Source organism: Pseudomonas sp. Arb-4-2C (assembly GCF_055755015.1).
The window spans coordinates 1,119,169-1,145,675 of record NZ_CM146899.1; the positions used below are offsets into that span (position 1 = coordinate 1,119,169).

Sequence of the window (26,507 nt, forward strand, 5' to 3'; positions counted from 1 at the left end):
CATGCGCGCCATACCTCTACTTTCGCTTCTGCTCAGTGGCTGGTTCGTTGTTCCAGCCCACGCCGACGAAGCCCAGGACTGGTTGACCCGTCTGGGCCAGGCCGAGCAGCAGCAAAGCTTCCACGGCACCTTCGTTTACGAGCGTAACGGTAGTTTTTCTACCCATAACATCTGGCATCGTGTCCAGAATGGTCAGGTCCGCGAGCGTCTGCTTCAGCTCGACGGCTCGGCTCAGGAAGTCGTGCGCGTTGATGGGCATACTCAATGCGTCAGCGGTACCCTGATTGCCGGATTGGGAGACTCTCCCAACTCGACTGCTCGTTCGCTTGATCCCCAAAAGCTGAAAAACTGGTATGACCTTGCTGTCATCGGCAAGTCGCGCGTGGCCGGGCGTGATGCGGTCATCGTATCGCTGACGCCTCGAGACCAGCATCGCTATGGTTTCGAACTGCATCTGGACAAACAGACCGGTCTGCCGCTCAAGTCGCTGCTGCTTAATGACAAGGGGCAGTTACTCGAGCGCTTCCAGTTCACCAGTCTTGATACCGCCGATATGCCGTCGGACAAAGACCTGCAAGCCGGCGCCGAGTGCAAGGCCATCACGCTCGACAGCGACAAGGCTTCTGCCGTGAAGACCGCTCAGGTCTGGCATTCCGACTGGCTGCCGCCTGGCTTTGAATTGACCAGCAGCACCTCGCACAAAGACCCGGAAACCAAAACTCAGGTCAGCAGCCTGATGTATGACGACGGGTTGGCGCGATTCTCGGTATTTCTGGAGCCGCTCAACGGCGCGACAGTGACCGACACTCGTACGCAGTTGGGGCCGACTGTCGCTGTTTCCCGCCGCCTGACCACGCCTGAAGGCGAAATGATGGTGACGGTGGTCGGTGAAATTCCAATCGGTACGGCCGAACGAATTGCTCTGTCTATGCGCAACGATGGCGCTGCAACCAGCAAGCAGTGAGCTGATTTCAGTCTTTTCCACCTCTTCGTCGAGACGTAGATGAAATGTTTGCTCAGCATTTTCATTTGCAAATCACCCGAAAGTTTTTTATAGGTCAGAGCCTCACGGCTCTGGCCTTGTCTGTTGTTCCCGGAACAAAAATGCCGGCCCGCGGTTCCCGGTGTTCCTTGCTCCATATCGCTTAACCCTGCTCGTCGTAACGGGAGCTGTATGTCGATACTTAGCTTGAAGTCTTATCTCTCCATTTTCGCCACCGTCCTGGTGCTCGGTCAGGCTGTTCCCGCTGCCCAGGCGGCCGACCTGCCGGACTTCACCCAGTTGGTCGAACAGGCCTCGCCTGCGGTGGTGAACATCAGTACCACGCAGAAACTGCCGGATCGCAAAGTGAACCAGCAGATGCCTGACCTGGAAGGCTTGCCACCGATGCTGCGCGAGTTCTTCGAACGTGGCATGCCGCCTCAGCAGCGTTCGCCACGGGGTGATCGCCAGCGCGAAGCGCAATCACTGGGTTCGGGCTTCATCATTTCTTCGGATGGCTACATCCTGACCAACAACCACGTGATTGCCGATGCCGACGAAATCCTCGTGCGCCTGGCTGATCGCAGTGAAATGAAGGCCAAGCTGATCGGCACCGATCCGCGTTCCGATGTGGCCCTGCTGAAAATCGATGGCAAAGACCTGCCGGTGCTCAAGCTCGGCAAGTCTCAGGATCTGAAGGCTGGTCAATGGGTCGTGGCGATCGGATCGCCATTCGGCTTCGACCACACCGTGACCCAGGGCATCGTCAGCGCTGTTGGCCGTAGCCTGCCAAACGAAAACTACGTGCCGTTCATCCAGACTGACGTGCCGATCAACCCGGGTAACTCCGGTGGTCCGCTGTTCAACCTCAATGGTGAAGTGGTCGGGATCAACTCGCAGATCTACACCCGTTCCGGTGGCTTCATGGGCGTTTCGTTCGCCATTCCTATCGACGTTGCCATGGATGTATCCAACCAGCTGAAAAGCGGTGGCAAGGTCAGCCGCGGCTGGCTGGGCGTGGTGATTCAGGAAGTGAACAAGGATCTGGCCGAGTCGTTCGGTCTTGATAAACCGGCCGGTGCGCTGGTGGCGCAGATTCAGGATGATGGTCCGGCAGCCAAGGGCGGCCTGCAGGTGGGCGACGTGATCCTGAGCATGAACGGTCAGCCGATCGTCATGTCCGCCGACCTGCCACATCTGGTGGGTGCGCTAAAGGCCGGTGCCAAGGCCAATCTGGAAGTGATTCGTGACGGCAAGCGCAAGAACGTCGAACTGACGGTCGGCGCGATTCCGGACGAAGATAAAGAGCTGGCAGCACTGCCGAAGTCCGGTACGGAAAGCAGCAGCAACCGCCTCGGTGTGTCGGTAGTTGAACTGACTGATGAGCAGAAGAAAACCTACGACCTCAAAGGCGGGGTGGTCATCAAGGACGTTCAGGACGGTCCAGCAGCCCTGATCGGTCTGCAGCCGGGCGACGTGATCACTCACCTGAACAACCAGGCCATAGGCTCCACCAAGGAGTTCGCCGAGATCGCCAAGGCGCTGCCGAAGAATCGTTCGGTGTCGATGCGCGTTCTGCGTCAAGGTCGTGCCAGCTTCATCACCTTCAAGCTGGCTGAATAATCCGCTTGCGGTGAAATAAAAAACCGCCTCGAAAGAGGCGGTTTTTTTATGCCTGAAACATTTGCATCGCTGAAAAGAAAACTCAGCCCATCATGTCCTTGATCATGCGCTCCTGCTCCATCAGCTCACGCTGGCGGGCATCGATGCGCGAGGACAGCGGGAAGTTGCTGCCCGCCTTGCGCTTGGCAAAGTCGAGCTGCTGGATCGCCTGGCGATAATCACCCACCAGCGCGAAGTACTCGGCGCGGGCCTGGTGCAAGCCGATGATATTGCCGGACAAACCGCGTGTTTCGGCGACCTGATACCACACGTCCGGATCGTTCGGGCGGGACTTGAGCAAGCCTTCAAGCGCTTTTTCTGCGTCGGCGGTGCGATTCTGTTTCAGCAGCAGATCGACACGAACCTGATTCAGCGGGTAATTGCCCGGATACTGCGTGAGCATCCGGTCAGCCCGTGTTTGAGCATCCGGCAAGCGGTTGTTGGTGATGTCCAGATCGATCTGCGCGAGGTTATAAATGATCTCGTTCGGCGACTTGGCCAGCAGCTGTTTGAGGTTCTCTCGCGCTTCATTGAGCTGGCCACCCTTGATTTGCGCAATTGCCAGGCCGTAGCGCGCCACGTCGTTTTTCGGGTTCTCGTCCAGTTGCGCGCGGAAACGCTTGGCGCCCAGTCCCGGGGTTTCTTCATAAATCAGTTGGACGCGGGCGCGGATCAGTTGATAACGCATGCTGTCTTCGATGCCGCCCGCCGGTGCCTGCTCTGCACGGTTGCGGGTGTCGGCGATACGCGATTCGGTCACCGGGTGAGTCAACAGGAATTCCGGCGGCTTGGCGTCAAAGCGGTATTGGCGCATCAGCCGTTCGAACATGGTCGGCATCGAGCGTGGGTCGTACCCGGCCTTTTCCAGATTGAGGATGCCGATACGGTCCGCTTCCTGTTCGTTCTGACGCGAGAAGGTGCGTTGCGACTGAATGGCTGCGGCCTGAGTGCCGGCGATGGTCGCGATCCCGGCATCCCCGCCACCGGCGGCGGCAATCACGATGCCGGCCAGCAGCGCCGCCATCATCGGCACCTGCATCCGCTGTGAGGCTTCGACGCCGCGAGCGAAGTGGCGTTGTGACAAGTGAGCCAGTTCGTGGGCCAGTACCGAAGCGTATTCACCTTCGGTCTGCGCGTTGAGGAACAGCCCGCCGTTGACCCCCACCACGCCGCCCGGGGCGGCAAAGGCGTTGAGTTGCGGGCTGTTGATCAGGATGAATTCCAGGCGGCGGTCGGTGACCTGGCTGGTTTCCACCAGCTTGTAGACGCTGGACTCGACGTAATCCTTGAGCTGCGGATCGTTGAGCTGAGCAACCTGGCTACGCAGCATGGCCAGCCAGGCGCGGCCGAGCTGGTATTCCTGTTGCGGCGAGACAATGGCAGAACTGGCGTCGCCAAGTGACGGCAGATCGTCGGCAAAGCCCGGTGAGGCGAGCAGGCAAGCGAGCGTCAGCAGGGTAGGGCGCAGAAATGTCATGCACAAAGCCTTAGAAGACAAAGACCTTACTGTAGCCGGACACCGGGCCTGCGACCAGATATTCTAGGCAGCTCAACCACCTGATCCGGAGTGACGCAATGACTGACGCTGTAGCCCATGACTGTGAACTGGACGCCAGTGGCCTGAATTGCCCGTTGCCGTTGCTCAAGGCCAAAATGGAACTCAACAAGCTGCCCAGCGGCGCCGTGCTCAAGGTGATCGCCACGGATGCGGGCTCGCAGCGCGACTTTCGCACCTTTGCCCGTTTGGCCGGTCATACGCTGCTGCGCGAAGAAGACGAAGCAGGCGTTTACCGTTACTGGTTGAAAAAAGCCTGAAACCGACAGCGTAAAAACCTAAGGATTATTGATGTTCAAAGTGTTACGCGACTGGATTCAGCGCTACTTTTCCGATGAAGAAGCGGTGGTGCTGGCAGTGCTGCTGTTCCTCGCTTTCACCGCGGTGCTCACCCTCGGTGGCATGCTCGCGCCGGTGCTGGCCGGGATGGTGCTGGCGTATCTGATGCAGGGGCTGGTGGTGGCCCTTGAACGTATGCGCGTGCCCGGTGCGGCGGCGGTGGGGCTGGTGTTTGCGCTGTTCATGGGCCTGTTGCTGGTGTTCATTGTTGTGGTGGTGCCGTTGCTCTGGCATCAGTTGATCACGCTGTTCAACGAACTGCCGGGGATGCTCGCCAAGTGGCAGTCGCTGCTGCTGTTGCTGCCCGAGCGCTATCCGCATCTGGTCTCCGACGAGCAGGTGCTGCAGGCCATCGAAGCGGCGCGCGGCGAGATCGGCAAGTTCGGGCAGTGGGCGCTGACCTTCTCGCTGTCGAGTCTGCCGCTGCTGGTCAACATCATGATCTATCTGGTGCTGGTGCCGATCCTGGTGTTTTTCTTTCTCAAGGATCGGGCCATGATCGGCGAGTGGGTGCGCGGCTATCTGCCGCGTGAACGGGCGCTGATTACCCGGGTTGCCCAGGAAATGAACCGGCAGATCGCCAACTACATTCGTGGCAAGGTCATCGAGATCGTGATCTGTGGCGGCGTGACCTACATCGCGTTCGTCGCCCTTGGGCTCAACTATGCGGCGCTGTTGGCGTTGCTGGTCGGGGTGTCGGTGGTGGTGCCTTACGTCGGCGCGGTGGTGGTAACCGTGCCGGTGCTGCTGATCGCGCTGTTTCAGTGGGGCTGGAGTGATCAGTTCATCTATCTGATGGCGGTCTACGGAATCATTCAGACGCTGGATGGCAACGTCCTGGTGCCGTTGCTGTTTTCCGAAGCGGTCAACCTGCACCCGGTGGCAATTATCTGCGCGGTGCTGTTGTTTGGCGGGTTGTGGGGGTTCTGGGGGGTATTCTTTGCGATTCCCCTGGCGACGCTGTTCAAGGCGGTGCTGGATGCCTGGCCGCGTAAGGAGCCCGTTGTCGCTCCGCTACTTTAAAACCGGATTATTCGTTGAGGCTTATGGCCCCTTCGCGAGCAAGCCCGCTCCCACATCAGACCTCGGTCAATTGTGGGAGCGGGCTTGCTCGCGAAGGCGTCAGTGAGATCGACGCAGAAATATCAGGCTTTATTCAGCGCCTGAGCTGCAGCCAGCACCGCATCCACATGCCCCGGCACTTTCACGCCGCGCCATTCCTGTCGCAGCACACCGTTCTTGTCGATCAGGAATGTGCTGCGATCAACGCCCAGGTATTCCTTGCCATAGAGCTTCTTCAGCTTGATCACGTCGAACAGCTGGCAGACGGCTTCGTCCTTGTCGCTGATCAGCTCGAACGGGAACGCCTGCTTGCACTTGAAGTTCTCGTGGGATTTCAGGCTGTCGCGGGAAATACCGAAGATTTCCGTGTTGGCGGCTTGAAATTCCGCGTATTGATCACGAAAACCCTGGCCTTCGGTGGTGCAGCCCGGGGTGCTGTCCTTCGGATAGAAGTAGATCACCACTTGCTTGCCCTTCAGGGCAGACAGGCTGACGGTCTGCCCGCTGGTGGCTGGTGCTTCGAAATCCGCAACCGGTTGGTCGATGACAACGGCCATGAAAGCTTCCTTACATTGGGTTTTGTGGGCGCCAAGGCTCGATCAGGGCATCCAGATTCATCGCGTCGGCGAAATCCAGGAACTGGTCGCGCAGCCAACTGATCTGGGTGCCGGCCGGCAACGTCACGGTGAACGTGGCGTTGAGCATGGTGCCGCCGGTCTGCGGAGCCTGGTAGGTGTCGCAGGTCAGGTTTTCCAGTTCGACGTGGTGGTCCATGAAGAACTGGCACAGCTCATTGATGATGTCCGGGCGATACGCCGAGCTGACATACGCCACGTACGGCAATGCCTGCGGGCGATTTTCCAGCGCGGCGCTGCGCACTACGTTGACCGTGAACGCGTGCTTCTTGGCGAGCCCGGACAGGCTGCCTTCCAGGCGCGCAAGGGCGTCCCAGCTGCCAGAGATCTCAAGGATCAGCGCGCTGCATTCGCCGTGGCGAGTCAGGCGGGAGGTGACGACGGCGCAGCGATTTTCATGGCTGGCGCGGCACAGGACGTTAGTCAGCTCCATGGGGTTGGCGCCAAGGGCACTGATGACAAGGAATTGTTCGCGAACTGTGGGGGTGGACATGCAGCATTCCTAAAGCGATGAGCGGTCGGTAGGTCGATGGGCGTTGGTCGTCGGGATGCGTCTGCGCGTGCCGATTCAGAAAGCCCCGGGCCACGGCTCGCAATTCGCTCCAATAATAGTGGAGCGTGCAGCAGCGACGCTGGAACGGGACCTGGGAGGCCGAAAAGGGAGGCTGGAACCCGGCGTACAAGCTGATCTGTACCGATCAAAGTCTGAAGGGTAGCGAAAACCGACGCCAAGGGGAATGGCGGCGCAGTACTTCGCTTGTACAAGCATCTTGGCGCCAGTACCATTACCGCTCTCTTTTTCCGGCAGGAGCGTTTTCATGATTCGGGGCAGTATGGTGGCACTGGTCACACCCATGGATGCACAAGGGCGTCTTGACTGGGACAGCCTCCGAAAACTCGTGGACTTCCACCTTGAAAACGGCACCCACGCCATTGTCGCGGTCGGTACCACCGGCGAGTCGGCCACCCTTGATGTAGAAGAACACATCGCCGTCATCAAAGCCGTGGTCAAGCAGGTAGCGGGCCGCATCCCGGTCATCGCCGGTACTGGCGCCAACTCGACCCGTGAAGCCGTCGAGCTGACCCGCAACGCCAAGGCCGCCGGCGCCGACGCCTGCCTGCTGGTCGTGCCGTACTACAACAAGCCGACTCAGGAAGGCCTGTACCAGCACTTCAAGCACATTGCCGAAGCGGTCGACATTCCACAGATTCTCTACAACGTTCCTGGCCGCACCTCCTGCGACATGCAGGCCGAGACCGTGATTCGCCTGTCCACCGTGCCGAACATCATCGGCATCAAGGAAGCCACCGGCGACCTGAAACGCGCCAAAGCGATCATTGACGGCGTGAGCAAGGACTTCATCGTGCTGTCCGGCGATGATCCGACCGCGGTCGAGCTGATCCTGCTGGGTGGCAAAGGCAACATCTCCGTGACCGCCAACGTCGCCCCGCGCGAAATGGCCGACCTGTGCGAGGCTGCGCTGAACGGCGACGCCGAGACCGCACGGGCCATCAACGAAAAACTGATGCCGCTGCACAAGGACCTGTTCATCGAAGCCAATCCGATTCCGGTGAAGTGGGCTTTGGTTGAAATGGGCCTGATGCACGAAGGCATCCGCCTGCCGCTGACCTGGCTGAGCGCTCCTTGTCATGAAACGCTTCGCACGGCCCTGCGCCAGTGCAGCGTCCTGGTTTAATTGAGGAAGTACAACGCATGAAGCGAATGGCCGGACTTTCCGCACTTGCCTTGATTATCTCCAGCACCAGTGGCTGCGGATGGATCTGGGGCCCGGAAGGTTATTTCCGTGACCGTGGTAGCGATTACCTGGAAGCGCAACAGACTGCACCGATGCAACTGCCACCGAACGTCAGCACCTCCAAGCGTCTGGATCCACTGTTGCCGATCCCGCGCAACGTGGCCGATGACACTGCCAAGGGTGAATACGTGGTGCCGCGTCCTCAACCGCTGTCGGCGATTGTCGATGCGACGGACTACTCGCTGCAGAAGAGCGGTGACTCGCGTTGGGTCATGGCCCAGCATCCACCGGCCGAAGTCTGGCCAGTGGCGGTGCAGTTCTTCCAGGACAACGGTTTCCGTCTGGATGAACAGCGCCCGCAAACCGGCGAATTCAGCACCACCTGGCAGCATTCCGACGAACTGTCTGCCGCGATGGCCAAGCGCCTGAGCGCAGCCGGTGTCGGTGCCGACAGCGAAACCCGCGTGCGGGTGCGCATCGAGCCGGGCGTGCAGCGCAACACCAGTGAAATCTACGTGGTCAGCGCCGAGCGTCCTGCCGGCAGCACCGCCGACGTCGATTTCACCAACCGTTCGGTCAACACTGGCCTGGACGCAGCCCTGGTCGACGACATGCTCGCGAGCATGAGCCGGATCTCCGAGAAGGGCGGTTCGGTGTCGATGCTGGCTTCGCGTGATTTCGATACCCCAAGCCGTGTCAGTCTCAGCGAAGACGGCAGCGGCAACCCGGTGCTGAACGTCGGCCCGGACCTGGATCGTGCCTGGTCGAGCGTCGGTCGTGCGCTGGAGCAAGGTCAGTGGCGCGTTGAAGACATCAACCGCAGCCTGGGCCTGTACTACATCAACCTGGCCGAAAAAGCCGAGAAGAAAGACGAAAAGCCTGGTTTCTTCAGCAGCCTGTTCGGCAGTGCGCCGACCAAGGAAGAAGTTGAAGCTCGCGCCGAGCGTTATCAGGTTCGCCTGAGCAAGGTCGGTGACAACGTTCAGGTAACCGTCGAGAAGAACATCAACACCGTTGCGCCGGCCGATGTGGCCCGCAAAGTGTTGAGCGTGATTCAGGATAACCTGGGCTGATCACATGCGTTTTGCCGTTCTCGGCAGCGGTAGCCAAGGGAACGGCACGCTGATCGCCAGTGCTGATACGTATGTGCTGGTGGATTGTGGTTTTTCCCTGCGGGAAACCGAAAAACGCCTGTTGCGCCTGGGTGTGAACCCGGCGCAACTGAGCGCGATACTCGTGACCCACGAACATGCCGACCACGTGCATGGCGTGGGTTTGCTGTCTCGGCGCTACAATCTGCCGGTCTACCTCAGTCGCGGCACACTGCGCGGGATGCGCAAACCGATCGAACCCGCAGGCTTTCTGGCCGGCGGCGAGCAGCTGCAGATCGGCGCACTGAGCATCCGGGTCATTGCCGTGGCCCACGATGCGCAAGAGCCGACCCAGTATGTATTCAGTGATAACGAGCAGCGGCGCTTCGGCCTGCTGACCGACCTTGGTTCCTACTGCGAGCGGGTGCTGGACGGTTATCGGGATCTCGATGCATTGATGATCGAGTCCAACCACTGCCGCGACATGCTGGCTCGTGGTCACTACCCGTACTTTCTCAAGCAGCGGGTGGGCGGCGAGCTGGGACATTTGAATAACCATCAGGCGGCATTCCTGGTGGCCGAGTTGGGGTGGCAGGGCTTGCAGCATCTGGTTCTCGCCCACCTGAGCAGCAAGAACAACCTGCCGCAGCTGGCCCGGCAATGTTTCGTCGACACCCTCGGGTGCGACCCGGACTGGCTGCAACTGGCCGATCAAGATTCAGGGCTCGACTGGCGCCATATCGCCTAGCCCATCTACTTAGCAAGCGGAGCCCATCATGGAAAAACGTGAAGAACTCTACCGCGGCAAAGCCAAATCGGTTTACAAGACCGATGACGCTGACCGCTTGATCCTGCTGTTTCGTAACGACACCTCGGCGTTCGACGGCAAGCGCATCGAGCAGCTCGACCGCAAAGGCATGGTGAACAACAAGTTCAACGCCTTCATCATGCAGAAACTCGAAGCGGCCGGCATTCCGACCCAATTCGACAAACTGCTGGGCGACAACGAGTGCCTGGTGAAGAAGCTGGACATGATCCCGGTCGAGTGCGTCGTGCGTAACTACGCCGCCGGCAGCCTGGTCAAGCGTCTGGGCGTTGAAGAGGGGCTGAAGCTCAACCCTTACACCTTCGAACTGTTCCTGAAGGACGACGCAAAGGGCGACCCGTTCATCAACGAATCCCACGTTGTGGCATTTGGCTGGGGCACCGCCGAGCAACTGGCGCGCATGAAAGAACTGTCGCTCAAGGTCAACGAAGTCCTGAGCAAACTGTTCGACGACGCCGGTCTGCTGCTGGTGGACTTCAAGCTTGAATTCGGTGTGTTCAGCGACGGCTCCATCGTCCTGGGCGACGAGTTCAGCCCGGACGGCTGCCGTCTGTGGGACAAGGACACCAAGAAGAAGATGGACAAGGACCGCTTCCGCCAGGGCCTCGGTGACGTCATCGAAGCCTACGAAGAAGTTGCCAACCGTCTGGGTGTGCCGCTTTAATCGACGCAAGCATCTGATAGCACGGAGAAATTTTGCGAAAGAGGGTTTGCTTTCGGCAAAAGTGTTGTTATGATGCGCGCCGTTGGAGAGATGCCAGAGTGGCCGAATGGGACGGATTCGAAATCCGTTGTACCTTCACCGGTACCTAGGGTTCGAATCCCTATCTCTCCGCCATACATAGAAAAAGCCCCGTAGCTGAGAAGCTACGGGGCTTTTTTGTTTCTGCGGGTTTTATCGAAACCCGCCTCAGTCACTCACGGCTGCGAATGCCCCAGCTTGCGTTTGATCAAGTCGTACACCTCCTTGTGCGTCGAGTTATGCAGCGTGTTGTCCTTGCAAGCCGTGGCCAGGAAGGTTTTCACTTCATCCTTGGCGTGCGGATAGAGGCTGGCGACGTAGTCGGCTTCGTGTGTTTGGGTGCAGTTGAAGTGCTTGTCGTCTTTCGCTTTGTCTCTAGCCATGGTGCGGCTCCTTTTGGGCTTGAATGTTATGTGGCGCAACAGAGCCGGATGGCCCCATACGCTGAATAGCGTAGGGGCGCCAACGTGCTTCGCCAGTGGTTCAGGCAAAAAAGGAAGAGGCTGTAGGAAACGGCGCTACACCGACTGGTGGGGTCAGATTTCCTTCACCGGTGTTTCGCCCTGCACACCCTTGATCAACTCGATCACATGTAAGCAGTCGGCCTTGTTCATATACGACTCGCCACTGGCAACTGTCTCGTGGTTCCCCGCCCGCAGCCTCCAGCGCCATTGACCTTTGCCGGTGGTCGGGGTGCCGCGGGATTGCCTGTAGATCTCGAAATACATTCGGTTCGCTCCTTGCGATGGTTATTGCGACAACCTGTGTGGCGCATCGACGCAAGCCTAGCGGAGCGAGTTTTTTTCGCTATCGGGTATTTGTTTCCAATCGTTGGTGGATGTTTCTGAAGAGCGCGGGCTAGAGCGCACGCATCGGCGTCTGGATTGGCCAAAATGTCGCCATTTCCACCTTGCAAGGCTATCAACGCTACTGCTTAATACGGGACGGCTCATGGCGTCGAAAATCCTTCGACGACCGACAATCACTATAAAAAGAGCATTCCCTTGACTGAGCACGGAACGCCACAGGCTACACGGGTCACGTTATCGCTGGTTGTCCCCGTTTTTAACGAGGAGGACAGTCTCGATGCGTTCGTCCTGCGCATCGATGAAGTTTTCCAGCACCAGGCGTCGATTGATCTGGAACTGGTATTCGTCAACGACGGCAGCACCGATGCCACGCTTGAGCGGCTGCTGCAACGCCAGCAGCACGACGCGCGTCTGCGCATCGTCGACCTGAGTCGCAACTTCGGTAAAGAGGCGGCGCTGTCTGCGGGATTGCAGATCGCCACCGGGCAGATTGTCGTTCCCATCGATGCCGATCTGCAGGACCCGCCCGAAATCATCCTGCAAATGATCGAGCGTTGGCGCGAAGGCTACGAGGTGGTGCTCGGCCATCGCATCAGTCGCCGCAGCGACACCTGGGCCAAGCAGACTTCGGCGCACTGGTTCTATCGCTTGCACAACAAGATCGCCGAGCAACCGCTGCCGGAAAACGTCGGTGATTTCCGCCTGATGGACCGCTGCGTGGTCGATGCCTTGCTGACCCTGCCGGAGTCCCGGCGCTTCATGAAGGGCCTGTTTGCCTGGGTAGGGTTTCGTACCACCCACGTCGATTACGAGCGCCCCGAGCGTGTGGCCGGGGAGAGCAAGTTCAACGGCTGGCGGCTGTGGAATTTTGCCCTGGAAGGCATCACCAGTTTCAGCACCGAACCGCTGCGCATCTGGACCTACATCGGGGCGATGGTCTCGCTGGTGTCCTTTGCCTTTGCCATTTTTATTGTGGTGCGCACGTTGATTCATGGCGTCGACATGCCCGGTTACGCCTCGCTGATGGTGGCGGTGACGTTCCTCGGTGGCCTGCAACTGATCGGCATCGGCGTGCTCGGCGAGTACCTCGGTCGCACTTACATCGAATCCAAACGCCGGCCGGTTTTTCTGGTGCGTCGCGTCTATGACCCCAAGGACTGAAACATGGATCTCAAGGAAACCGACATCCTCGGCGACAGCATCGGCGAGCATTGGTACTACTGCTCCAAAGCGGCAGCGACCCGGCGTTTGCTGGGCGATGCGCCGATCACGCGGATTCTCGACGTGGGCGCCGGGTCGGGTTTTTTCTCCCACCATCTGTTGACCCAAACCACTGCGCAGGAAGCGTGGTGCGTCGACATCAGCTACCCCGCCGATTCGGACGCGACCACGGCCGGCAAACCGGTGCATTACCGCCGCGACATTGACGCCATCGACGCCGATCTGGTGCTGCTCATGGACGTGCTGGAGCATGTCGACGACGACCTTGGTCTGCTCAAGGCTTATGTCGATAAAGTGCCGTCCGGCAGCCGTTTCCTGATGACCGTGCCGGCGTTCCAGTTCCTATGGAGCGGACACGACGACTTCCTCGAACACAAACGCCGCTACACCCTTGCGCAGTTTGAAACCCTGGCCCATGACGCCGGGTTGACTGTGCAGCGCGGTGCCTATTATTTCGGTGCGGTGTTTCCGATCGCGGCGGCGTTGCGTCTGCTGCCCAAAGGGCCGCAGGCTGCAGCACCGCAGTCTCAGCTCAAACGCCATCATCCGCTGGTCAACAGCGTGCTCAAGACCCTGTGCAGCCTTGAACTGCCGCTGATGGGCGTGAACCGCCTGGCCGGTCTGAGTGTGTTTGTGCTGGCGCGCAAGCCGTGACATCAGCCGACAGAGCGGCGTTGATCCAGCGCGGTTTGCGCTTTGCCGTGACCGGTCTGTTCGTCACGGCCCTGCATGCACTGGTGGCGGTGTTGTTCATCAACTTCGTGGCCCCGCAACCGCCGCTGGCCAACGGTGTGGCATTTGCCGTGGCGACGGTGGTGTCCTATTTGATCAACACCACCTGGAGTTTCTCCGCCCGGCTGCATGGCAGAACGCTGTCGCGCTTCATGCTGGTGTCCTTTGGCGGATTTTTGTTGGCCATGTTCGTCGCATGGGCGGCGCAGATCGCCGGTCTTCACTATTTGCTGGGCATCGGTGCCGTGGCACTGATCATTCCGGCGTTCACCTTCGTGCTGCATAACTTCTGGACGTACCGATGAAGGACTTGAACAAGCACCCGGCCTTGGCGCTGTTGCCGATCCTGTTGGGGGCGCTGGCGTTCTTTCTGGTGATCGGCCCGCGCGCCCTTGATCCGCAAAACATTGCCTGGCTCAAGGACGGTGACCCGGCAACGCATTATCTGGGCTGGGTGTTCTTTCGCCATTCGCCCTGGACCTTTCCTCTCGGGCTGAACCCGTCCTATGGGATGGAGCTGGGCAGCGCGATCATTTTCTCCGACTCCAATCCGCTGCTGGCGCTGCTGTTCAAACCCTTCAACGCGTGGCTGCCGGAGACCTTCCAGTACTTTGGCATGTGGTTGTTGCTGTGTTTCGTTCTGCAAGCCTGGTTTGCCTGGAAGCTGCTCGGCTTGATCACCGAAAACCCTTTATTGCGCCTGCTCGGTGCCGGTCTCCTGGTATTTTCGCCGCCGATGTTTTTGCGTACCGGTGGCCATCTTTCGCTGGCCGGGCACTTCCTGATTCTCGCGGCGCTATATCTGGCGTTGCACCCGGCACTGCAGCGCCGACGTCTGGCATGGGGTGCGTTACTGGCCGTGACGGCGTTGGTTCATGCCTACCTGTTGGGCATGGTGGCGCTGATCTGGGTGGCAGATCTGTTTGGCAAACTGCGGGCGGATAAACTGACCCGCCGTCAGGTCCTGATCGAGCTGGGCTGTTTGTTCGCGCTGGTGAGCGTGTGCTGCTGGCAAGCGGGTTATTTCAGTATTTCCGGTGGCGCGGTGAGCGGTGGCTTCGGTTTTTATCGCATGAACCTGCTGTCGCTGGTGGATGCGGACGGTTGGTCTTATGTTCTGGCTAACATTCCCACGGCTGGCGGCGATTACGAAGGTTTCAATTATCTGGGGCTTGGCGTGCTGCTGCTGGTGCCCTTGGCCCTGATTGGCTGGTACCGCAGCGGCATTTCGCTGAAGGCACTGCTGAACCGCCGCCCGTTGCTGTTCTGGGCCTTGATCGGGTTGACCCTGTTCGCGTTGTCGAACCATATCGGTGTCGGCCTGCAGACCTTCAGTTATCCGTTACCGAAGTTTGTGGTGGGGCTTTCGAATATTTTCCGCGCCTCGGGACGGATGTTCTGGCCGGTATTTTACGTCATCGTGATACTGCTCACTTATCTGGTGGTACGCGGCTATCGACCGCGAATCGCCATCGGGCTGCTGGCGCTCGCGCTGGCGGTGCAAGTTGCCGATATGCGGATTGTCTGGGCCGGTTTGAACGCTGCGAAAATGGTCCCGGAAGCCGTGGCCTGGGTCAGCCCGATGCATGATCCGTTCTGGGACAGCGCGGCGGCACACTACAAGAGCATCCGTGCCGTGACACCGAAAAACCAGCCAGACCAGTGGCAGGCGATTGCCGATTTCGCCGCCACCCGCGGGCTGAAAACCGATGCGGCCTACCTGGGGCGTACGAGCCCCAAGGCGCTGGAAAAGCTGCAGCGCACCACGCAAAGCGAACTTGCCAGTGGCCAGTACGACGCCGACTCGCTGTACATCCTCGATGACGATGCGCTGGCGCTGGCAGTAAAAAGCATTCACAGCGACACCGATCTGTTGACCCGAGTCGATGACTTTGTCGTGCTGGCCCCAGGCTGGAAGCACTGCGGCCAATGCCGGGCGATGGTTGATCAGGGGCGGGCAATGTCGCCGATACCGTTGAGTCAGCCGGGGCTGGTGCAGGCCTTCAATCGCAGCACGCGGCAACTGGCCAAAGGCTGGTCAACGCCGGAAGCCTGGGGTACCTGGAGTGACGGGCAGGATGCGGAATTGCTGCTGCGAGTCACCCCCGGAGCACGTGCGATCGTGATCGATGCCTTGGCGTTTGCCATGCCGCCGAATCTCAGCCAGCGGGTGATCGTCAGCATCAATGGTGTAGAGGCGTATTCAACGCGTCTGACCCAGGTACAGGACAATCGGCTGGAAATTCCGCTCAGCGCCGCCCTGGCCGCGGAGGAGTTTCTGGACGTCCGGCTGCATCTGCCCGATGCCGTCAGCCCGAAAAAGCTCGGCTTCAATGATGATGCGCGCGTCATGGGGCTTGGACTGAAGACACTGACGGTCAAGTGAAATTGTCGAACAAACGGCCAATCGTCTGATAGACGCCAGTCCCAAGGACTTCATACACTGCCCGCAGTCTGGGGATCAGGGGCAATGGATGAATCGAAATGAACTACGCAAGGCCGACATCAACCTGATGGTGGTGTTTGAAACCTTGATGCTCGAGCGCAACGTGACCCGGGCAGCGGAGAAGCTGTTTCTTGGCCAGCCGACCATCAGCTCGGCGCTCAATCGCTTGCGCGCGATGTTCAATGATCCGCTGTTCATCCGCGTCGGCCATCGCATGGAGCCGACCGCCCGCGCCGAAGAACTGTTCAAGTACCTGTCGCCGGCCCTCGACTCGCTGTCGGTGGCCCTGAGCCTGACCCACGATTTCGACCCGGCCGTTAGCAACATGACGTTTCGCATCGGTCTGTCCGATGACGTCGAATTCGGCCTGCTGCCACCGTTGTTGCGGGCGTTGCGCCAGGAGGCACCCAGCGTGGTGTTTGTGGTGCAACACGTCGACTACTGGCGCATTCCCGACCTGCTGGCCGCTGGCGACATTACCGTCGGCATCAGCCAGACCCGAGGCTTGCCGGCCAATGCCAAGCGCAAACTGCTGCGGCATATCCAGCCGAGCATCCTGCGCGCCGATGCTTCTGATTCGCCACTAACCCTCGATGAATACTGCTCACGCCCGCACGTGCTGGTGTCCCACACCGCCAACATCAGTGGCTATGCCGATGAATGGCTGGCGGAAATCGGCCGTACCCGCCATGTGGTGCTGTCGGTGCCGCAATACAGTGCGTTGCCGGCGTTGCTCGCGGGCACGGACCTGATCGCCAGCCTGCCGGACTACACCGCCGAAGCCATGGCCGCTTCCGGGCGGTTGTTCAAGGAACCGTTTCCGTTCAAGACCCCGATGCTGGATCTGTCGATGGTCTGGCTCAGCCATGTCGACAGCGATCCGGCCGAGCGCTGGCTGCGTTCGCGACTCGAAGCGTTCATGAGTGAGCGGCCGCTGACCGCGCCCTGATCCCCAACACAAATCTCCTGCAGGAGTGAGCCTGCTCGCGAAAGCGCTGTATCAGGCAACATTGATGCGACTGGCACACCCTCATCGCGAACAGGCTCACGCCTGCCAGGTTGTTGCGTTCATCTGGCCGGCCTGCTTTGCTCAATGGCAATGATCCCGGCGGAGACCTGTCCCATGAGTATTTCCCGTTCGTTGCTGCGTGGACGCGGCAGTCTCGACAGCGGCAAGGTCGGCATGGTCGAGCTGTTTTTCGATCTGGTGTTCGTGTTTGCCGTGACCCAGTTGTCGCATTCGCTGCTCGCGCATCTGTCGATTGCGGGGGCGGTGCAGGTGGCGTTGCTGATGGTTGCCGTGTGGTGGGTGTGGATTTTCACCTCGTGGATCACCAACTGGCTCGACCCGGAAAAACTGCCGATCCGCCTCGGCTTGTTCGGGTTGATGATCGCCGGTCTATTGCTGTCGTCATCTATTCCACAGGCCTTCACCGAGCGCGGACTGATGTTTGCCTCGGCGTTCGTGTTCATGCAGGTCGGGCGCACACTGTTTGCGATCTGGGCAGTGCGTGGCGAATCGTTGGGCATGACCCGCAATTTTCAGCGCATCCTGGCGTGGTTGACGCTCTCCGGGGTGTTCTGGATGGCCGGGGCGTTTCTCGAAGGGCAGCAGCGCTTGCTGTGTTGGGCGCTGGCGCTGTTGATTGAACTGGTGTCACCCTCGCTGTATTTCTGGGTCCCGGGGCTGGGACGTTCGTCGCTGAGCGACTGGAACGTCGAAGGCAATCACATGGCCGAGCGTTGCGCACTGTTCGTGATCATTGCGCTGGGGGAATCGTTGCTGGTCACGGGTGCGACGTTCGCCGAGCTGACGCTGAGCGTCACCGGGGTCATTGCATTTCTGGTCGCGGTGCTGGGCAGCATTGCCATGTGGTGGGTGTACTTCGACAGCGGTGCCGAACGTGCGCATCATCGCATCGCCCATTCGAGCGATCCGGGGCGCCAGGCACGAATCGCCTACACCTATCTGCATGTGCTGATCGTCGCCGGGGTGATTGTCAGCGCGGTGGCCGACGAGTTGGTGCTGGTGCATCCGGATCACGCCAGTGACGCCGGCATCCTGGTGATCGTGGGCGGGCCATGGTTGTTTCTGCTGGGCAATGCGCTGTTCAAGTGGGTCATGTCCGACCGGCCGTTGCCGCCGTTGTCGCACATGGCGGGTCTGCTGTTGCTCACGCTGGCGCTGCCGTTGGCGTTGAACCAGTGGTTTTCGGCGTTGATGCTCGGAGCCCTGACCACGGCGATCGTGGTGCTGGTGGCGCTTTGGGAGACCTTGTCCGTGCGCCAGGCGTTAACCTCGATCACGCCCGAAAAACCCGCAGGAGAGTAGGGCGGCGGTGTGGTATATGTACGACCTTTCTGCCGTCCGACTGGAGCATGCTCATGCCACACCTGCACATGGAATACACCGCCAACTTGCCGCAGTTGAACGCCGATGTGGCGTTGATCCGGCTCAATAACACCTTGGTGGGTTCCGGTCAGTTCGCGGCGGAATTCGACATCAAGAGCCGCGCGGTGAAGGTCGAGACGTTCAAGGTCGGTACCGGCATGGGCGAGCGCGCCTTCATCCACGTGAAGCTGGCGCTGCTCAGCGGTCGATCGCCGCAGATCAAAAAGCAGCTTTCCGATAGCCTGCTGGCCGTGTTGCAGGATCTGTGCGAGTGGCCAGCGGGAGTCGAAGTGCAACTTTGCGTCGAGCTGCTCGATATCGACCGCGATTCCTACACCAAGACTGCCATCGGCGTGTAGGACTCAGGCCGCTTCCAGTTCGCTGCACACCTTGATCACCTGTTCGCGCAGCCAGACGTTGGCGCTGTCCTGATCGGCGGCATGGCTCCACTGCATGTCGAGGGTGAACCCGGGCAGGCCGTTCGGCGCCTCGCAGTGATTGAACACCGTCTCTTTGGTCAGCAGGCGCTGGATGCGCCGGGGCAGGGTGAGGATGAAGTCGGTGCCGGTGATCATTTTCAGCGCCGCGCTGTAGCTGTTGGAGCGCGCGACGATCTGCCGTTTCTGCGCCTGCCGGGCCAGCCAGCCGTCGACCATGTTGGTGGTGGAAGTCCACGGTGTCGGGAATACATGCCGCCGCTCGGTGAAGGCTTGCAGGCTCAGGCGCGGCTCTAGTGGCGTGGCACGTTTGTCGAAGACGCAGACCAGGTCGTCCTCCAGCAGCATCCGCGACTTGAGATCGGTGTGACTGCGGTGGAAGTTGGGGCCGAAACAGATCACCAGATCGAGGCTGCCGTCGCGCAATTCCTCGGCAGGCACGTCGGTCTCGAACTTGTGCATGTTGACGATAACCGGCAAATCGTCGAAGTCGAAACGCTTCAACAGGCGCGGCAACACCAGTTGCTCGAAGTATTCCGGCGCACAGATATTGAAGGTCACCGCTTGCCGGGCCGGATCGAAGGTTGGAGCGCCGGCGTGGCACAGGTTGATGCTTTCGAGGATTTTCTGCACATGGCCGTACATGGTGCCGGCCTTGTAGGTGGGGCGCATGCCCGTGCGGGTGTTGATGAACAGATCATCTTCGAAACTGGTGCGCAATTTTTTCAGGCAGTAGCTGACAGTGGACTGGCTGACGCACAGAGTCTCCGAGACATCCGTGACGCTGCTCTGCTCATACACGGCGATAAACACCATGAGGTCCTGCATGTCGAGCTTTCGAAGCAAGTTACTGTTCAGCATCCGTTCCGTCCCACCGTGCTCCTTGCGCTGAATCCGCGCAAACGTGTGCGCATGATCGTAACGGAACGATGGTGCCAGGACAAAGCCCTGTAGGACGTTTCAATGTCAGTTGTGGGACAGAAAGTTTTAGCAACACGACGTCGCCAAATAAACGCTAAAAAGATGGCAAGAAGCCTCTAGCCCGATGACGGTATTCGGCTTCAGCGGATGTGTCGGGTGTACGCCTGGGGGTTGAAACGCAGCACCATCAGCAGCATCACGACCATCACCGCGGTCAGCGCCCACCACGCCCATTCGAAGCTGCCGAGACGGTCACGAATGATGCCGGCCAGCAGCGGCGATAGCCCTGCGATCAAGTAGCCGATGCCTTGCACGAAGGCGGTCAGGCCACCGGCACGCTGTGGGTTGTCGAGGTGATCAAGCGAGACGATCAGGCTCATCGGGAATAGACCGCCAATGCCCAGCCCCAGCAGGCACGGCCACAGCAGGCTCAGGTGTTGCGGGCTGAGGATCAGCCCGCAGAAGCCGCCAATGATCAGCAGTAGCAACACAGCCAGAACCACGCGTCGGTCACGGCTGCGGTTGGCAATGGCCGGGGTCAGCAACCCGGAAATCACCTCCATGGCCGTCAGCAAACCCAGTAGCAGGCCGGCGTGTTGTTCGCTCCAGCCTTGTTCGACGTAGTACGGCGCCAGCCAGGCGAGTACGCAGGTGTAGGACGCCGTGCCCAGACCGAAGAAGATAGCGAGCAACCAGGCGCGGGAATTGGAGAAGAACGATTCTCTTCCGGCTGGCGTGTTCGGGGTGGATGGCGGGTGCGGCTGTGTCCACCAGAGCAGCAACGCGAGCAAGGCCAGTGTCGCCCAGATCGCCAGCCCGATGCGCCAGCTGCCGGTCTGCACCATCACCAGCGGCGCAAACGAGGCGGCCAGCGCCGCGCCGCCCATGATCGCGGTGACGTACAGCCCCATGCACAGCGCCACATGGTCGGGGAAGCGTGACTTGATCAGCACCGGCATCAACGCCTGAATCAAGGCAATGCCAATCCCCGCCAGCACTGCGCTGCCTATCAACTGCGCCGCCGAATCGAGCCACAGCCGCGACAGCGTCGCCAGTCCGATAATCAACAGCGACAGGATCACCGTGCGTTGCTTGCCCAGGCGTCGGCTGATGCCAATGCCGAAAAACATCGCCAGCCCCATGCTCATCACCGGCAACATGGTCAGCAGCGAAGCCATGCTGAAACTCAGCGGTATGTCGCCGCGTATGGCCGACAGCAGGGGGCCGACGGCCGCCATGGACGGGCGCAGATTGAGCGCGACAAGCATGATGCCGAGCATCAGCCAGACAACGGGGCGAGCGGTGGCGCGAACGTTTTCCATCAGCAGACTCTGGATAGCGGAGGCTGTCGATTAGGCGGTGCTCCGCGGGTATCGGCAAATCAGATTTCCCGAGTGCTATTTAAAAATTAAATACCGCTTCCGGCAGGCGCTGCGTCAGGGGCTGATGCGCGGATTAATCTTGCCGACCTCGCTGTCAGACTATTCTTTCTCACTGGCAGGACATTTCGTTACAGCTCTTGCCCGGCGCAGGCGCGTAAATCGCCGGCGGCGATATATACTGCGCGCCATTCTTCAAGGGAGAGCCGTGTGGCCATCGATATTCACTGGATTCGCGACAACGATAGCCTCGCGCAGTTTTGCGCCGAGTGGCAGCAGCTGCCGTTCGTTGCCCTCGACACCGAATTCATGCGGGTCGACACCTTCTACCCGATTGCCGGCCTGTTGCAGGTAGGCGACGGCAAACGCGCCTACCTGATCGACCCGCTGACCATCGACGCCTGGCAACCGCTGGCGGCGTTGCTGGAAAACCCGGCGGTGCTCAAAGTCCTGCATGCCTGCAGTGAAGACCTCGAAGTGCTGCTGCGTCTGACCGGCAGCCTGCCGGCGCCGTTGTTCGACACGCAGCTGGCGGCGGCCTACCTGAACCTCGGGTTCTCGATGGGCTATTCGCGTCTGGTGCAGGAAGTGCTCGGCATCGAGCTGCCGAAGGGCGAAACCCGTTCCGATTGGTTGCAGCGCCCGTTGTCCGACACGCAGATCAGCTACGCCGCTGAAGATGCGGTGCATCTGGCGGAGGTTTTCGTACAACTGCGGCCGAAACTGTCTGACGACAAATTCGCCTGGGTGCTGGAGGACGGTGCCGAACTGGTAGCCAACCTGCGCCGCGAAACCGATCCGTACGAGGTCTATCGCGAAGCCAAGCTGGCGTGGAAACTGTCCCGTGCGCAATTGGCGGTGCTGCGTGAGCTGTGCGCCTGGCGGGAAAAAGAAGCCCGCGCCCGTGATCTGCCGCGCAACCGTATTGTTCGCGAGCATTCGCTGTGGCCGCTGGCCCGCACGCAACCGGACAACCTCGCGGCGCTGGGCAAAATCGAAGACATGCACCCACGTACCGTGCGTCAGGACGGCCAGTTTCTGCTTGATCTGATCAAACGCTCTGGCAGTGTGGGGCCTGATCAATGGCCGCCAGCAGTGCCGGAGCCATTGCCGGTCGAGGCCGCTGCGTTGATCAAGCAACTGCGTGCCCTCGGCCAGGTCGAAGCCGAGCGTCTGGGTATCGCGCCGGAACTGATGCTACGCAAGAAAACCCTCGAAGCACTGGTCAAAAGCGGCTTCCCCGAGGGACCTTATCAATTGCCTGAGTCGCTGCGTGGCTGGCGCCGCGAACTCATGGGTCAGAAGCTGCTCGACAGCCTGGCCACCGCCGGAGAACAGCCTTGAAACGTATTTGTTCCATCTACCAAAGCTCCAAGCGCAGCGGCATGTATCTTTACGTGCTCAAAAGTGACGCGCTTGAGCGGGTGCCGGAAGCGCTGATGCTGGCCTTCGGCAAACCGAAACATTCGTTCGATCTGGTGCTCTCGCCCGAGCGTAAGCTGGCCAGCGAGGACATCGTCGTGGTTCTGGAAAACCTCGAAAAGCAGGGCTATCACCTGCAGATGCCGCCGGCCGAGGACGAGTACATCGAACACCTGCCCGAAGAATTGCTGCGACGCAACGACCCGGTCTGATCTGCGAGGCCCTGTTCTGGGCCTCTTGCCACTCTGGAACTGATTTTACGGCGACGACCGCCACGAAGGAGCGTGACTCCCTCGGCGGTTGCCTGCACGGTTTGCGAAAGGTTTGAAGATGCGCGTTCTGATTGCTGAACACGACCACGCGGTGTACGCCCGGCTGCTGCGTCAGGCGGCCCCCGAACTTGAAGTACTGACCAGCGGCGACTCCGCCGAACTGGCCCGTCAGGCTGCCGATTGCCCGGTGTGGCTGGGGCAGCCGGACCTGCTGGCGACCCTGTTGCGTCAGGGCCACCAACCGCAGTGGCTGCAATCGACCTGGGCCGGCATCACGCCGTTGCTCGCCGACGGTTTGCGCCGCGACTACCGTTTGACCCGCGCGGTGGGGATCTTCGGTCAGGTGATGGCCGAATACGTACTGACCTACATGCTCGGTCACGAGCGTGAAGTGCTGGCGCGCCTGGTCAGCCAGGTCGAGCGCAAGTGGGACAACCGCACCGGCCAGAGCCTGGTCGGACGCAAGGTGCTGATCGTCGGTACCGGCGATATTGGCCAGAGCGTGGCGCAGTTCCTGCTGCCGTTCGGTGTCGAGTTGTACGGCATCGCCAGCAGCGCTCGCGAGCAGGCGCCGTTCGTCGAGGTCGGTTCGATGGCGGATCTGCCACGGCTGGTGGGCGAGGTCGATTACGTGGTCAACCTGCTGCCGAACACCGAGCACACCCACGATATCTACGACGCGGCGCTGTTCAAGCAATTCAAGCCGACCGGGTTGTTCATCAACGTCGGGCGTGGCGTGGCGGTAGTGGATGCCGATCTGGTTGAAGCCTTGAAGGAAGGGCATCTGGCCGGCGCGGTAATCGACGTCTGCCGTCAGGAGCCGTTGCCGCAACGTCATCCGTTCTGGACGGCCTGGGGCTTGCTGCTGACCGGACACAGCTCGGCACCGACGTCGCCGGCGTTGATGGTGCAGCTGTTTGTCGAGAACCTGAAAGCGTATCAGGCGGGTGAAGCATTGCGCGGGGAAGTGGATTTCGCACGCGGTTACTGAGTCAGCGCACTACAAACTGTGGGAGCGAGCCTGCTCGCGAAGAGGGCGTGTCAGTCGACATCAATGTTGATTGACACAGCGCTTTCGCGAGCAGGCTCGCTCCCACATTGTTTTTGGTGATGGCTTAAAGGGTGAAGTCGCCTTCAGCCGCCAGTTCGTTCAGCGGACGACGCGAACTCGGTTCTTCACGGGCCTGCAGGTATTCGGCCAGGGTTGCCTTGTCACCCAGCTTGCCGACGGCGACGGCTGCGTGCAGCGCATAACCTTCAGGGATGTTCAGCTCCTTGCGGGTCAGTTCCTGATCGAAACCGGCCATGCCGTGAGTGTGCCAGCCGCTGATGCTCGCTTGCAGCGCCAGATGGCCCCACGCCGAACCAGTGTCGAAGGTGTGCCACAGCGCCGGGGTTTCTTCCGTCGCGCCCGGTGCGGTGAAGGTGGTTTTCGAAATCACGATCACCAGCGCCGAGGCGTGTTGCGCCCAACTGCGGTTGAACTCGTTGAGCAGGCCCAGATAACGCTCCCAGCTCGGCGTGTCACGACGCGCATACAGGAAGCGCCACGGCTGCGAGTTGTACGCAGACGGCGCCCAGCGCGCGGCCTCGAAGAAGCTCAGCAGGGTTTCTTCCGGGATCGCTTCGCCCGTGAAGGCGCGGGGCGACCAGCGATCGGTGAACTGCGGGTGAATGGCGTAATCGGCAACGCGAGGGTTGGCACTCATCGAAGATTCCTTGCTGTATTTGAGTCAGAGAGTCGAATGAAAACCCGGCGGGATCAGTTGCGCTGAACGATGGGATTTTCCGAGCCTTTGGTGTTCACCGGAATGCAACGCGGTCGAGCGTCAATGGCTTCCGGGCAAGGCTCCTTGCGACAGGCAAAGCTACGCGCCGGCATCGAAACTGACAAGCGTTGCGCAACCGGCAGTCGCCAGCGCTTGGCCCGCACGGTCTGGGGCACTAGACTGGCGGCCTTTTCACCACCTGATGTTGATGCTTGAGCCATGGCCGCCAAAGTCGAACCGTTCTGGATACGCAAAACCCTCGATCAACTGGATCACGAGGAATGGGAATCGCTGTGCGACGGCTGCGGTCTGTGCTGCCTGCAGAAACTCGAAGATGAAGAAGACAACAGCGTCTATTACACGCGCATCGCCTGCAAACTGCTGGACCTGAAAACCTGCCAGTGCAGCGATTACCCGAACCGCATCAAGTTTGTCCCGGACTGCATCCAGCTCACCCCGGGCCAGGCCGAAGAGTTCAAATGGCTGCCGCCGACCTGCGGTTACCGATTGGTCAGCGAAGGCAAGGATCTGCCGTTGTGGCACCACCTGGTGTGCGGCGACCGTGACGCCGTGCACCACGAACGGATTTCCCAGTCCGGGCGCATGCTCGCCGAAGGCAGCGTGCCGGAAGACGACTGGGAAGATCACCTGATTTTCCGCGCCGGTTAATCTGTAAATCTGTGGCGAGGGAGCTTACTCCCGATTGAGTGCGCAGCACTCACCAGCGCAAGCAAGGAGTGTGTATGGCTGTGGGATTGCGGCGGGCGCTCGGCATTGGCCTGCTGGCGTTGAGCGCGCCGGTGTGGGCGGCAAAGAAGGTCGATCTGGACTACCACGTGCGTCTGTTGCCGCAAAGCGATCAGGCCGAGGTGCGCCTGACCCTGGCCAAAGGCGAAGCGGTGCGCAGCCTCGACTTCGACCTCGGTGATGGCAGCCATTACAGCGACTTCAAAGCCGATGGCCAATGGCAGTTGACCCCGGGCAAGCAGGCCCGTGGCCTCTGGCGTCCGACGGGCGACAAGGCCAGCCTGACCTATCGCGTCACCCTCAGCCACGGGCGCAAGAGCGGCAGCTTCGACACGCGCATGACCCCGAACTGGGCACTGCTGCGCGGTGATGATCTGGTACCGCCGGCCAAACTCGATCAGCAGGATGGCGTCGAGTTGGTGTCGCGTCTGCAATTCGAACTGCCCGACGGCTGGCAAAGCGTCGAAACCGCCTGGCCGCGCATCGGCAAGAACAAATTCCGCATCGACAACCCTTCACGCCTGTTCGATCGGCCGACCGGCTGGATGCTGGCCGGCCACCTCGGCAGTCGCCGCACGCGCCTGGGCGAAACCGAAGTCACCGTGGCCTCGCCGCAAGGGCAGGGCATGCGCCGCATGGATGTGTTGACGTTGCTGACGTTCATCTGGCCGCAGGTACAGGCTGTGTACCCACGGCATCCGGGCAAACTGTTGATCGTCGGCGCCAATGATCCGATGTGGCGCGGCAGTCTCGGTGCGCATGAATCGATTTATCTCAACACGCGTTTGCCGCTGGTCAGCGAAAGCGGCAGCAGTGCGCTGGTGCGCGAGCTGGCGCAGGTGTTCGGACGGATCAACGACGAGCAGCGCAGCGACTGGATCAGCGAAGGCTTTGCCGAGTATTACGCCATCGAGCTGGTGCGTCGTGCCGGGGGCATGAGCGATGAGCGTTATCAGGCGTTGCAGGCGAAGCTGACCAGGGACAGTCAGAAAGTCACGACCTTGCGCGGCGAACAGCTCAGCCCGGCGCAGATGTCAAAAGCGGTGGTTGTGCTGCAGGAGCTGGATCGCGAGATTCGCCTGAAGACGCGGAACAAGCGCTCGCTGGATGATGTGCTGCGCGCAGCGATGCATTTGGGGACGGTGAGTACCAAGGCGTTTGTGCAACTGGCCGAGAGCGTTCTGGGCGAGCCCTCCAAGGTTCTTGATAGCGCGTTACTGCAGTGATACCGCCTTCGCGAGCAAGCCCGCTCCCACAGGGAAATGTATTTCAAACTGTGGGAGCGGGCTTGCTCGCGAAGAGGCCGGTA

Annotated in this window: 28 protein-coding genes and 1 tRNA gene; 21 read left to right on the plus strand and 8 right to left on the minus strand. The window is 60.4% G+C overall.

Translation table 11 applies throughout. From position 1 onward, the window contains the following. Window position 1: 1 nt before the first annotated feature. Window positions 2-964, plus strand: coding sequence for a MucB/RseB C-terminal domain-containing protein (locus AC0J41_RS05050; protein ID WP_473014749.1), 963 nt, complete (start codon window positions 2-4; stop codon window positions 962-964). A 210-nt stretch (window positions 965-1,174) separates the two neighbouring features. Beyond that, window positions 1,175-2,605, plus strand: a complete 1,431-nt coding sequence (locus AC0J41_RS05055; RefSeq protein ID WP_025110666.1) for a DegQ family serine endoprotease — start codon at window positions 1,175-1,177, stop codon at window positions 2,603-2,605. A gap of 82 nt (window positions 2,606-2,687) precedes the next feature. Here the strand turns inward: AC0J41_RS05055 and AC0J41_RS05060 are convergent, their stop codons facing one another. Next, window positions 2,688-4,121, minus strand: a complete 1,434-nt coding sequence (locus AC0J41_RS05060; protein WP_473014750.1) for a M48 family metalloprotease — start codon at window positions 4,119-4,121, stop codon at window positions 2,688-2,690. A gap of 98 nt (window positions 4,122-4,219) precedes the next feature. On the opposite strand from AC0J41_RS05060, the gene AC0J41_RS05065 reads away from it, so the two are divergent. Both AC0J41_RS05065 and AC0J41_RS05070 read left to right on the plus strand, forming a co-directional pair. Next, window positions 4,220-4,459, plus strand: coding sequence for a sulfurtransferase TusA family protein (locus AC0J41_RS05065; protein ID WP_007963279.1), 240 nt, complete (start codon window positions 4,220-4,222; stop codon window positions 4,457-4,459). Window positions 4,460-4,490: 31 nt separating this feature from the next. Then, on the plus strand, window positions 4,491-5,561 hold the full coding sequence (locus AC0J41_RS05070; RefSeq protein WP_473014752.1) for an AI-2E family transporter: 1,071 nt from the start codon (window positions 4,491-4,493) through the stop codon (window positions 5,559-5,561). Between the two features lie 122 nt (window positions 5,562-5,683). Here AC0J41_RS05070 and AC0J41_RS05075 read toward each other — a convergent pair whose 3' ends face one another. Beyond that, window positions 5,684-6,157, minus strand: a complete 474-nt coding sequence (locus AC0J41_RS05075; RefSeq protein ID WP_473014753.1) for a peroxiredoxin — start codon at window positions 6,155-6,157, stop codon at window positions 5,684-5,686. Window positions 6,158-6,167: 10 nt separating this feature from the next. Then, window positions 6,168-6,728: a glycine cleavage system transcriptional repressor gene (locus AC0J41_RS05080; protein WP_025110662.1), complete on the minus strand. Its 561-nt coding sequence runs from the start codon at window positions 6,726-6,728 to the stop codon at window positions 6,168-6,170. A gap of 325 nt (window positions 6,729-7,053) precedes the next feature. Between AC0J41_RS05080 and dapA the strand changes: the two genes are divergently transcribed. The 5 genes from dapA (at window position 7,054) to AC0J41_RS05105 (ending at window position 10,747) form a co-directional block, all read left to right on the plus strand. After that, the gene (gene dapA, locus AC0J41_RS05085; RefSeq protein ID WP_025110661.1) at window positions 7,054-7,932 is read left to right on the plus strand and encodes a 4-hydroxy-tetrahydrodipicolinate synthase; all 879 of its coding nucleotides are present in this window, start codon (window positions 7,054-7,056) and stop codon (window positions 7,930-7,932) included. Between the two features lie 17 nt (window positions 7,933-7,949). After that, entirely contained in the window at window positions 7,950-9,065 is a 1,116-nt protein-coding gene (bamC, locus tag AC0J41_RS05090; protein ID WP_025110660.1) for an outer membrane protein assembly factor BamC, read from the plus strand. Window positions 9,066-9,069: 4 nt separating this feature from the next. After that, complete coding sequence (locus AC0J41_RS05095; protein WP_473014754.1) at window positions 9,070-9,831, plus strand: MBL fold metallo-hydrolase; 762 nt, start codon at window positions 9,070-9,072, stop codon at window positions 9,829-9,831. Window positions 9,832-9,859: 28 nt separating this feature from the next. Beyond that, the gene (purC, locus tag AC0J41_RS05100) at window positions 9,860-10,573 is read left to right on the plus strand and encodes a phosphoribosylaminoimidazolesuccinocarboxamide synthase (protein ID WP_102354440.1); all 714 of its coding nucleotides are present in this window, start codon (window positions 9,860-9,862) and stop codon (window positions 10,571-10,573) included. A gap of 84 nt (window positions 10,574-10,657) precedes the next feature. After that, window positions 10,658-10,747 (plus strand) — tRNA-Ser (locus AC0J41_RS05105). Between the two features lie 80 nt (window positions 10,748-10,827). On the opposite strand, the gene AC0J41_RS05110 is transcribed toward AC0J41_RS05105, so the two are convergent. Together AC0J41_RS05110 and AC0J41_RS05115 are read right to left on the minus strand one after the other, a co-directional pair. Continuing rightward, window positions 10,828-11,034 (minus strand): hypothetical protein, encoded by a 207-nt coding sequence (locus AC0J41_RS05110; protein ID WP_025110657.1) that lies wholly within the window; start codon window positions 11,032-11,034, stop codon window positions 10,828-10,830. 153 nt (window positions 11,035-11,187) lie between these two features. After that, window positions 11,188-11,379, minus strand: coding sequence for a YegP family protein (locus tag AC0J41_RS05115; protein WP_025110656.1), 192 nt, complete (start codon window positions 11,377-11,379; stop codon window positions 11,188-11,190). Window positions 11,380-11,655: 276 nt separating this feature from the next. Here AC0J41_RS05115 and AC0J41_RS05120 point away from each other — a divergent pair, with 276 nt between their 5' ends. The 7 genes from AC0J41_RS05120 to AC0J41_RS05150 all read left to right on the plus strand — a co-directional run bounded on the left by AC0J41_RS05120 (window position 11,656) and on the right by AC0J41_RS05150 (window position 18,610). Further along, on the plus strand, window positions 11,656-12,621 hold the full coding sequence (locus AC0J41_RS05120) for a glycosyltransferase family 2 protein (protein ID WP_025110655.1): 966 nt from the start codon (window positions 11,656-11,658) through the stop codon (window positions 12,619-12,621). Window positions 12,622-12,624: 3 nt separating this feature from the next. After that, window positions 12,625-13,335, plus strand: a complete 711-nt coding sequence (locus AC0J41_RS05125) for a class I SAM-dependent methyltransferase (protein WP_025110654.1) — start codon at window positions 12,625-12,627, stop codon at window positions 13,333-13,335. Further along, entirely contained in the window at window positions 13,332-13,718 is a 387-nt protein-coding gene (locus AC0J41_RS05130; protein WP_025110653.1) for a GtrA family protein, read from the plus strand. Before AC0J41_RS05125 ends, AC0J41_RS05130 begins: the two co-directional genes overlap by 4 nt. Continuing rightward, window positions 13,715-15,799, plus strand: a complete 2,085-nt coding sequence (locus tag AC0J41_RS05135; RefSeq protein WP_473014755.1) for a DUF6311 domain-containing protein — start codon at window positions 13,715-13,717, stop codon at window positions 15,797-15,799. The genes AC0J41_RS05130 and AC0J41_RS05135 overlap by 4 nt, the downstream gene beginning before the upstream one ends. An 88-nt stretch (window positions 15,800-15,887) precedes the next feature. Further along, window positions 15,888-16,808, plus strand: a complete 921-nt coding sequence (locus AC0J41_RS05140) for a LysR substrate-binding domain-containing protein (protein ID WP_007963299.1) — start codon at window positions 15,888-15,890, stop codon at window positions 16,806-16,808. A gap of 174 nt (window positions 16,809-16,982) precedes the next feature. Then, window positions 16,983-18,191, plus strand: coding sequence for a low temperature requirement protein A (locus AC0J41_RS05145; protein WP_473014757.1), 1,209 nt, complete (start codon window positions 16,983-16,985; stop codon window positions 18,189-18,191). 53 nt (window positions 18,192-18,244) lie between these two features. Continuing rightward, window positions 18,245-18,610, plus strand: coding sequence for a 5-carboxymethyl-2-hydroxymuconate Delta-isomerase (locus tag AC0J41_RS05150; RefSeq protein WP_025110650.1), 366 nt, complete (start codon window positions 18,245-18,247; stop codon window positions 18,608-18,610). A 3-nt stretch (window positions 18,611-18,613) separates the two neighbouring features. On the opposite strand, the gene AC0J41_RS05155 is transcribed toward AC0J41_RS05150, so the two are convergent. Next, on the minus strand, window positions 18,614-19,549 hold the full coding sequence (locus AC0J41_RS05155; RefSeq protein WP_025110649.1) for a LysR family transcriptional regulator: 936 nt from the start codon (window positions 19,547-19,549) through the stop codon (window positions 18,614-18,616). Between the two features lie 200 nt (window positions 19,550-19,749). Continuing rightward, window positions 19,750-20,931 (minus strand): cyanate transporter, encoded by a 1,182-nt coding sequence (locus tag AC0J41_RS05160; RefSeq protein ID WP_473014759.1) that lies wholly within the window; start codon window positions 20,929-20,931, stop codon window positions 19,750-19,752. A gap of 267 nt (window positions 20,932-21,198) precedes the next feature. Between AC0J41_RS05160 and rnd the strand changes: the two genes are divergently transcribed. The 3 genes from rnd to AC0J41_RS05175 all read left to right on the plus strand — a co-directional run bounded on the left by rnd (window position 21,199) and on the right by AC0J41_RS05175 (window position 23,673). Continuing rightward, window positions 21,199-22,332 carry a ribonuclease D gene (gene rnd / locus AC0J41_RS05165; protein ID WP_025110647.1) on the plus strand — a complete coding sequence of 378 codons (1,134 nt, stop codon included), beginning with the start codon at window positions 21,199-21,201 and terminating at the stop codon, window positions 22,330-22,332. Then, window positions 22,329-22,622, plus strand: coding sequence for a YcgL domain-containing protein (locus AC0J41_RS05170; RefSeq protein ID WP_025110646.1), 294 nt, complete (start codon window positions 22,329-22,331; stop codon window positions 22,620-22,622). Before rnd ends, AC0J41_RS05170 begins: the two co-directional genes overlap by 4 nt. Window positions 22,623-22,740: 118 nt before the next feature. Next, window positions 22,741-23,673, plus strand: coding sequence for a D-2-hydroxyacid dehydrogenase (locus AC0J41_RS05175; protein WP_473014761.1), 933 nt, complete (start codon window positions 22,741-22,743; stop codon window positions 23,671-23,673). Between the two features lie 124 nt (window positions 23,674-23,797). Here AC0J41_RS05175 and AC0J41_RS05180 read toward each other — a convergent pair whose 3' ends face one another. Continuing rightward, window positions 23,798-24,391 carry a nitroreductase family protein gene (locus AC0J41_RS05180; RefSeq protein ID WP_025110644.1) on the minus strand — a complete coding sequence of 198 codons (594 nt, stop codon included), beginning with the start codon at window positions 24,389-24,391 and terminating at the stop codon, window positions 23,798-23,800. 279 nt (window positions 24,392-24,670) lie between these two features. On the opposite strand from AC0J41_RS05180, the gene AC0J41_RS05185 reads away from it, so the two are divergent. Continuing rightward, window positions 24,671-25,120: a YcgN family cysteine cluster protein gene (locus tag AC0J41_RS05185; protein ID WP_025110643.1), complete on the plus strand. Its 450-nt coding sequence runs from the start codon at window positions 24,671-24,673 to the stop codon at window positions 25,118-25,120. A 74-nt stretch (window positions 25,121-25,194) separates the two neighbouring features. Further along, on the plus strand, window positions 25,195-26,424 hold the full coding sequence (locus tag AC0J41_RS05190) for a hypothetical protein (RefSeq protein WP_473014762.1): 1,230 nt from the start codon (window positions 25,195-25,197) through the stop codon (window positions 26,422-26,424). Window positions 26,425-26,507: the final 83 nt, after the last annotated feature.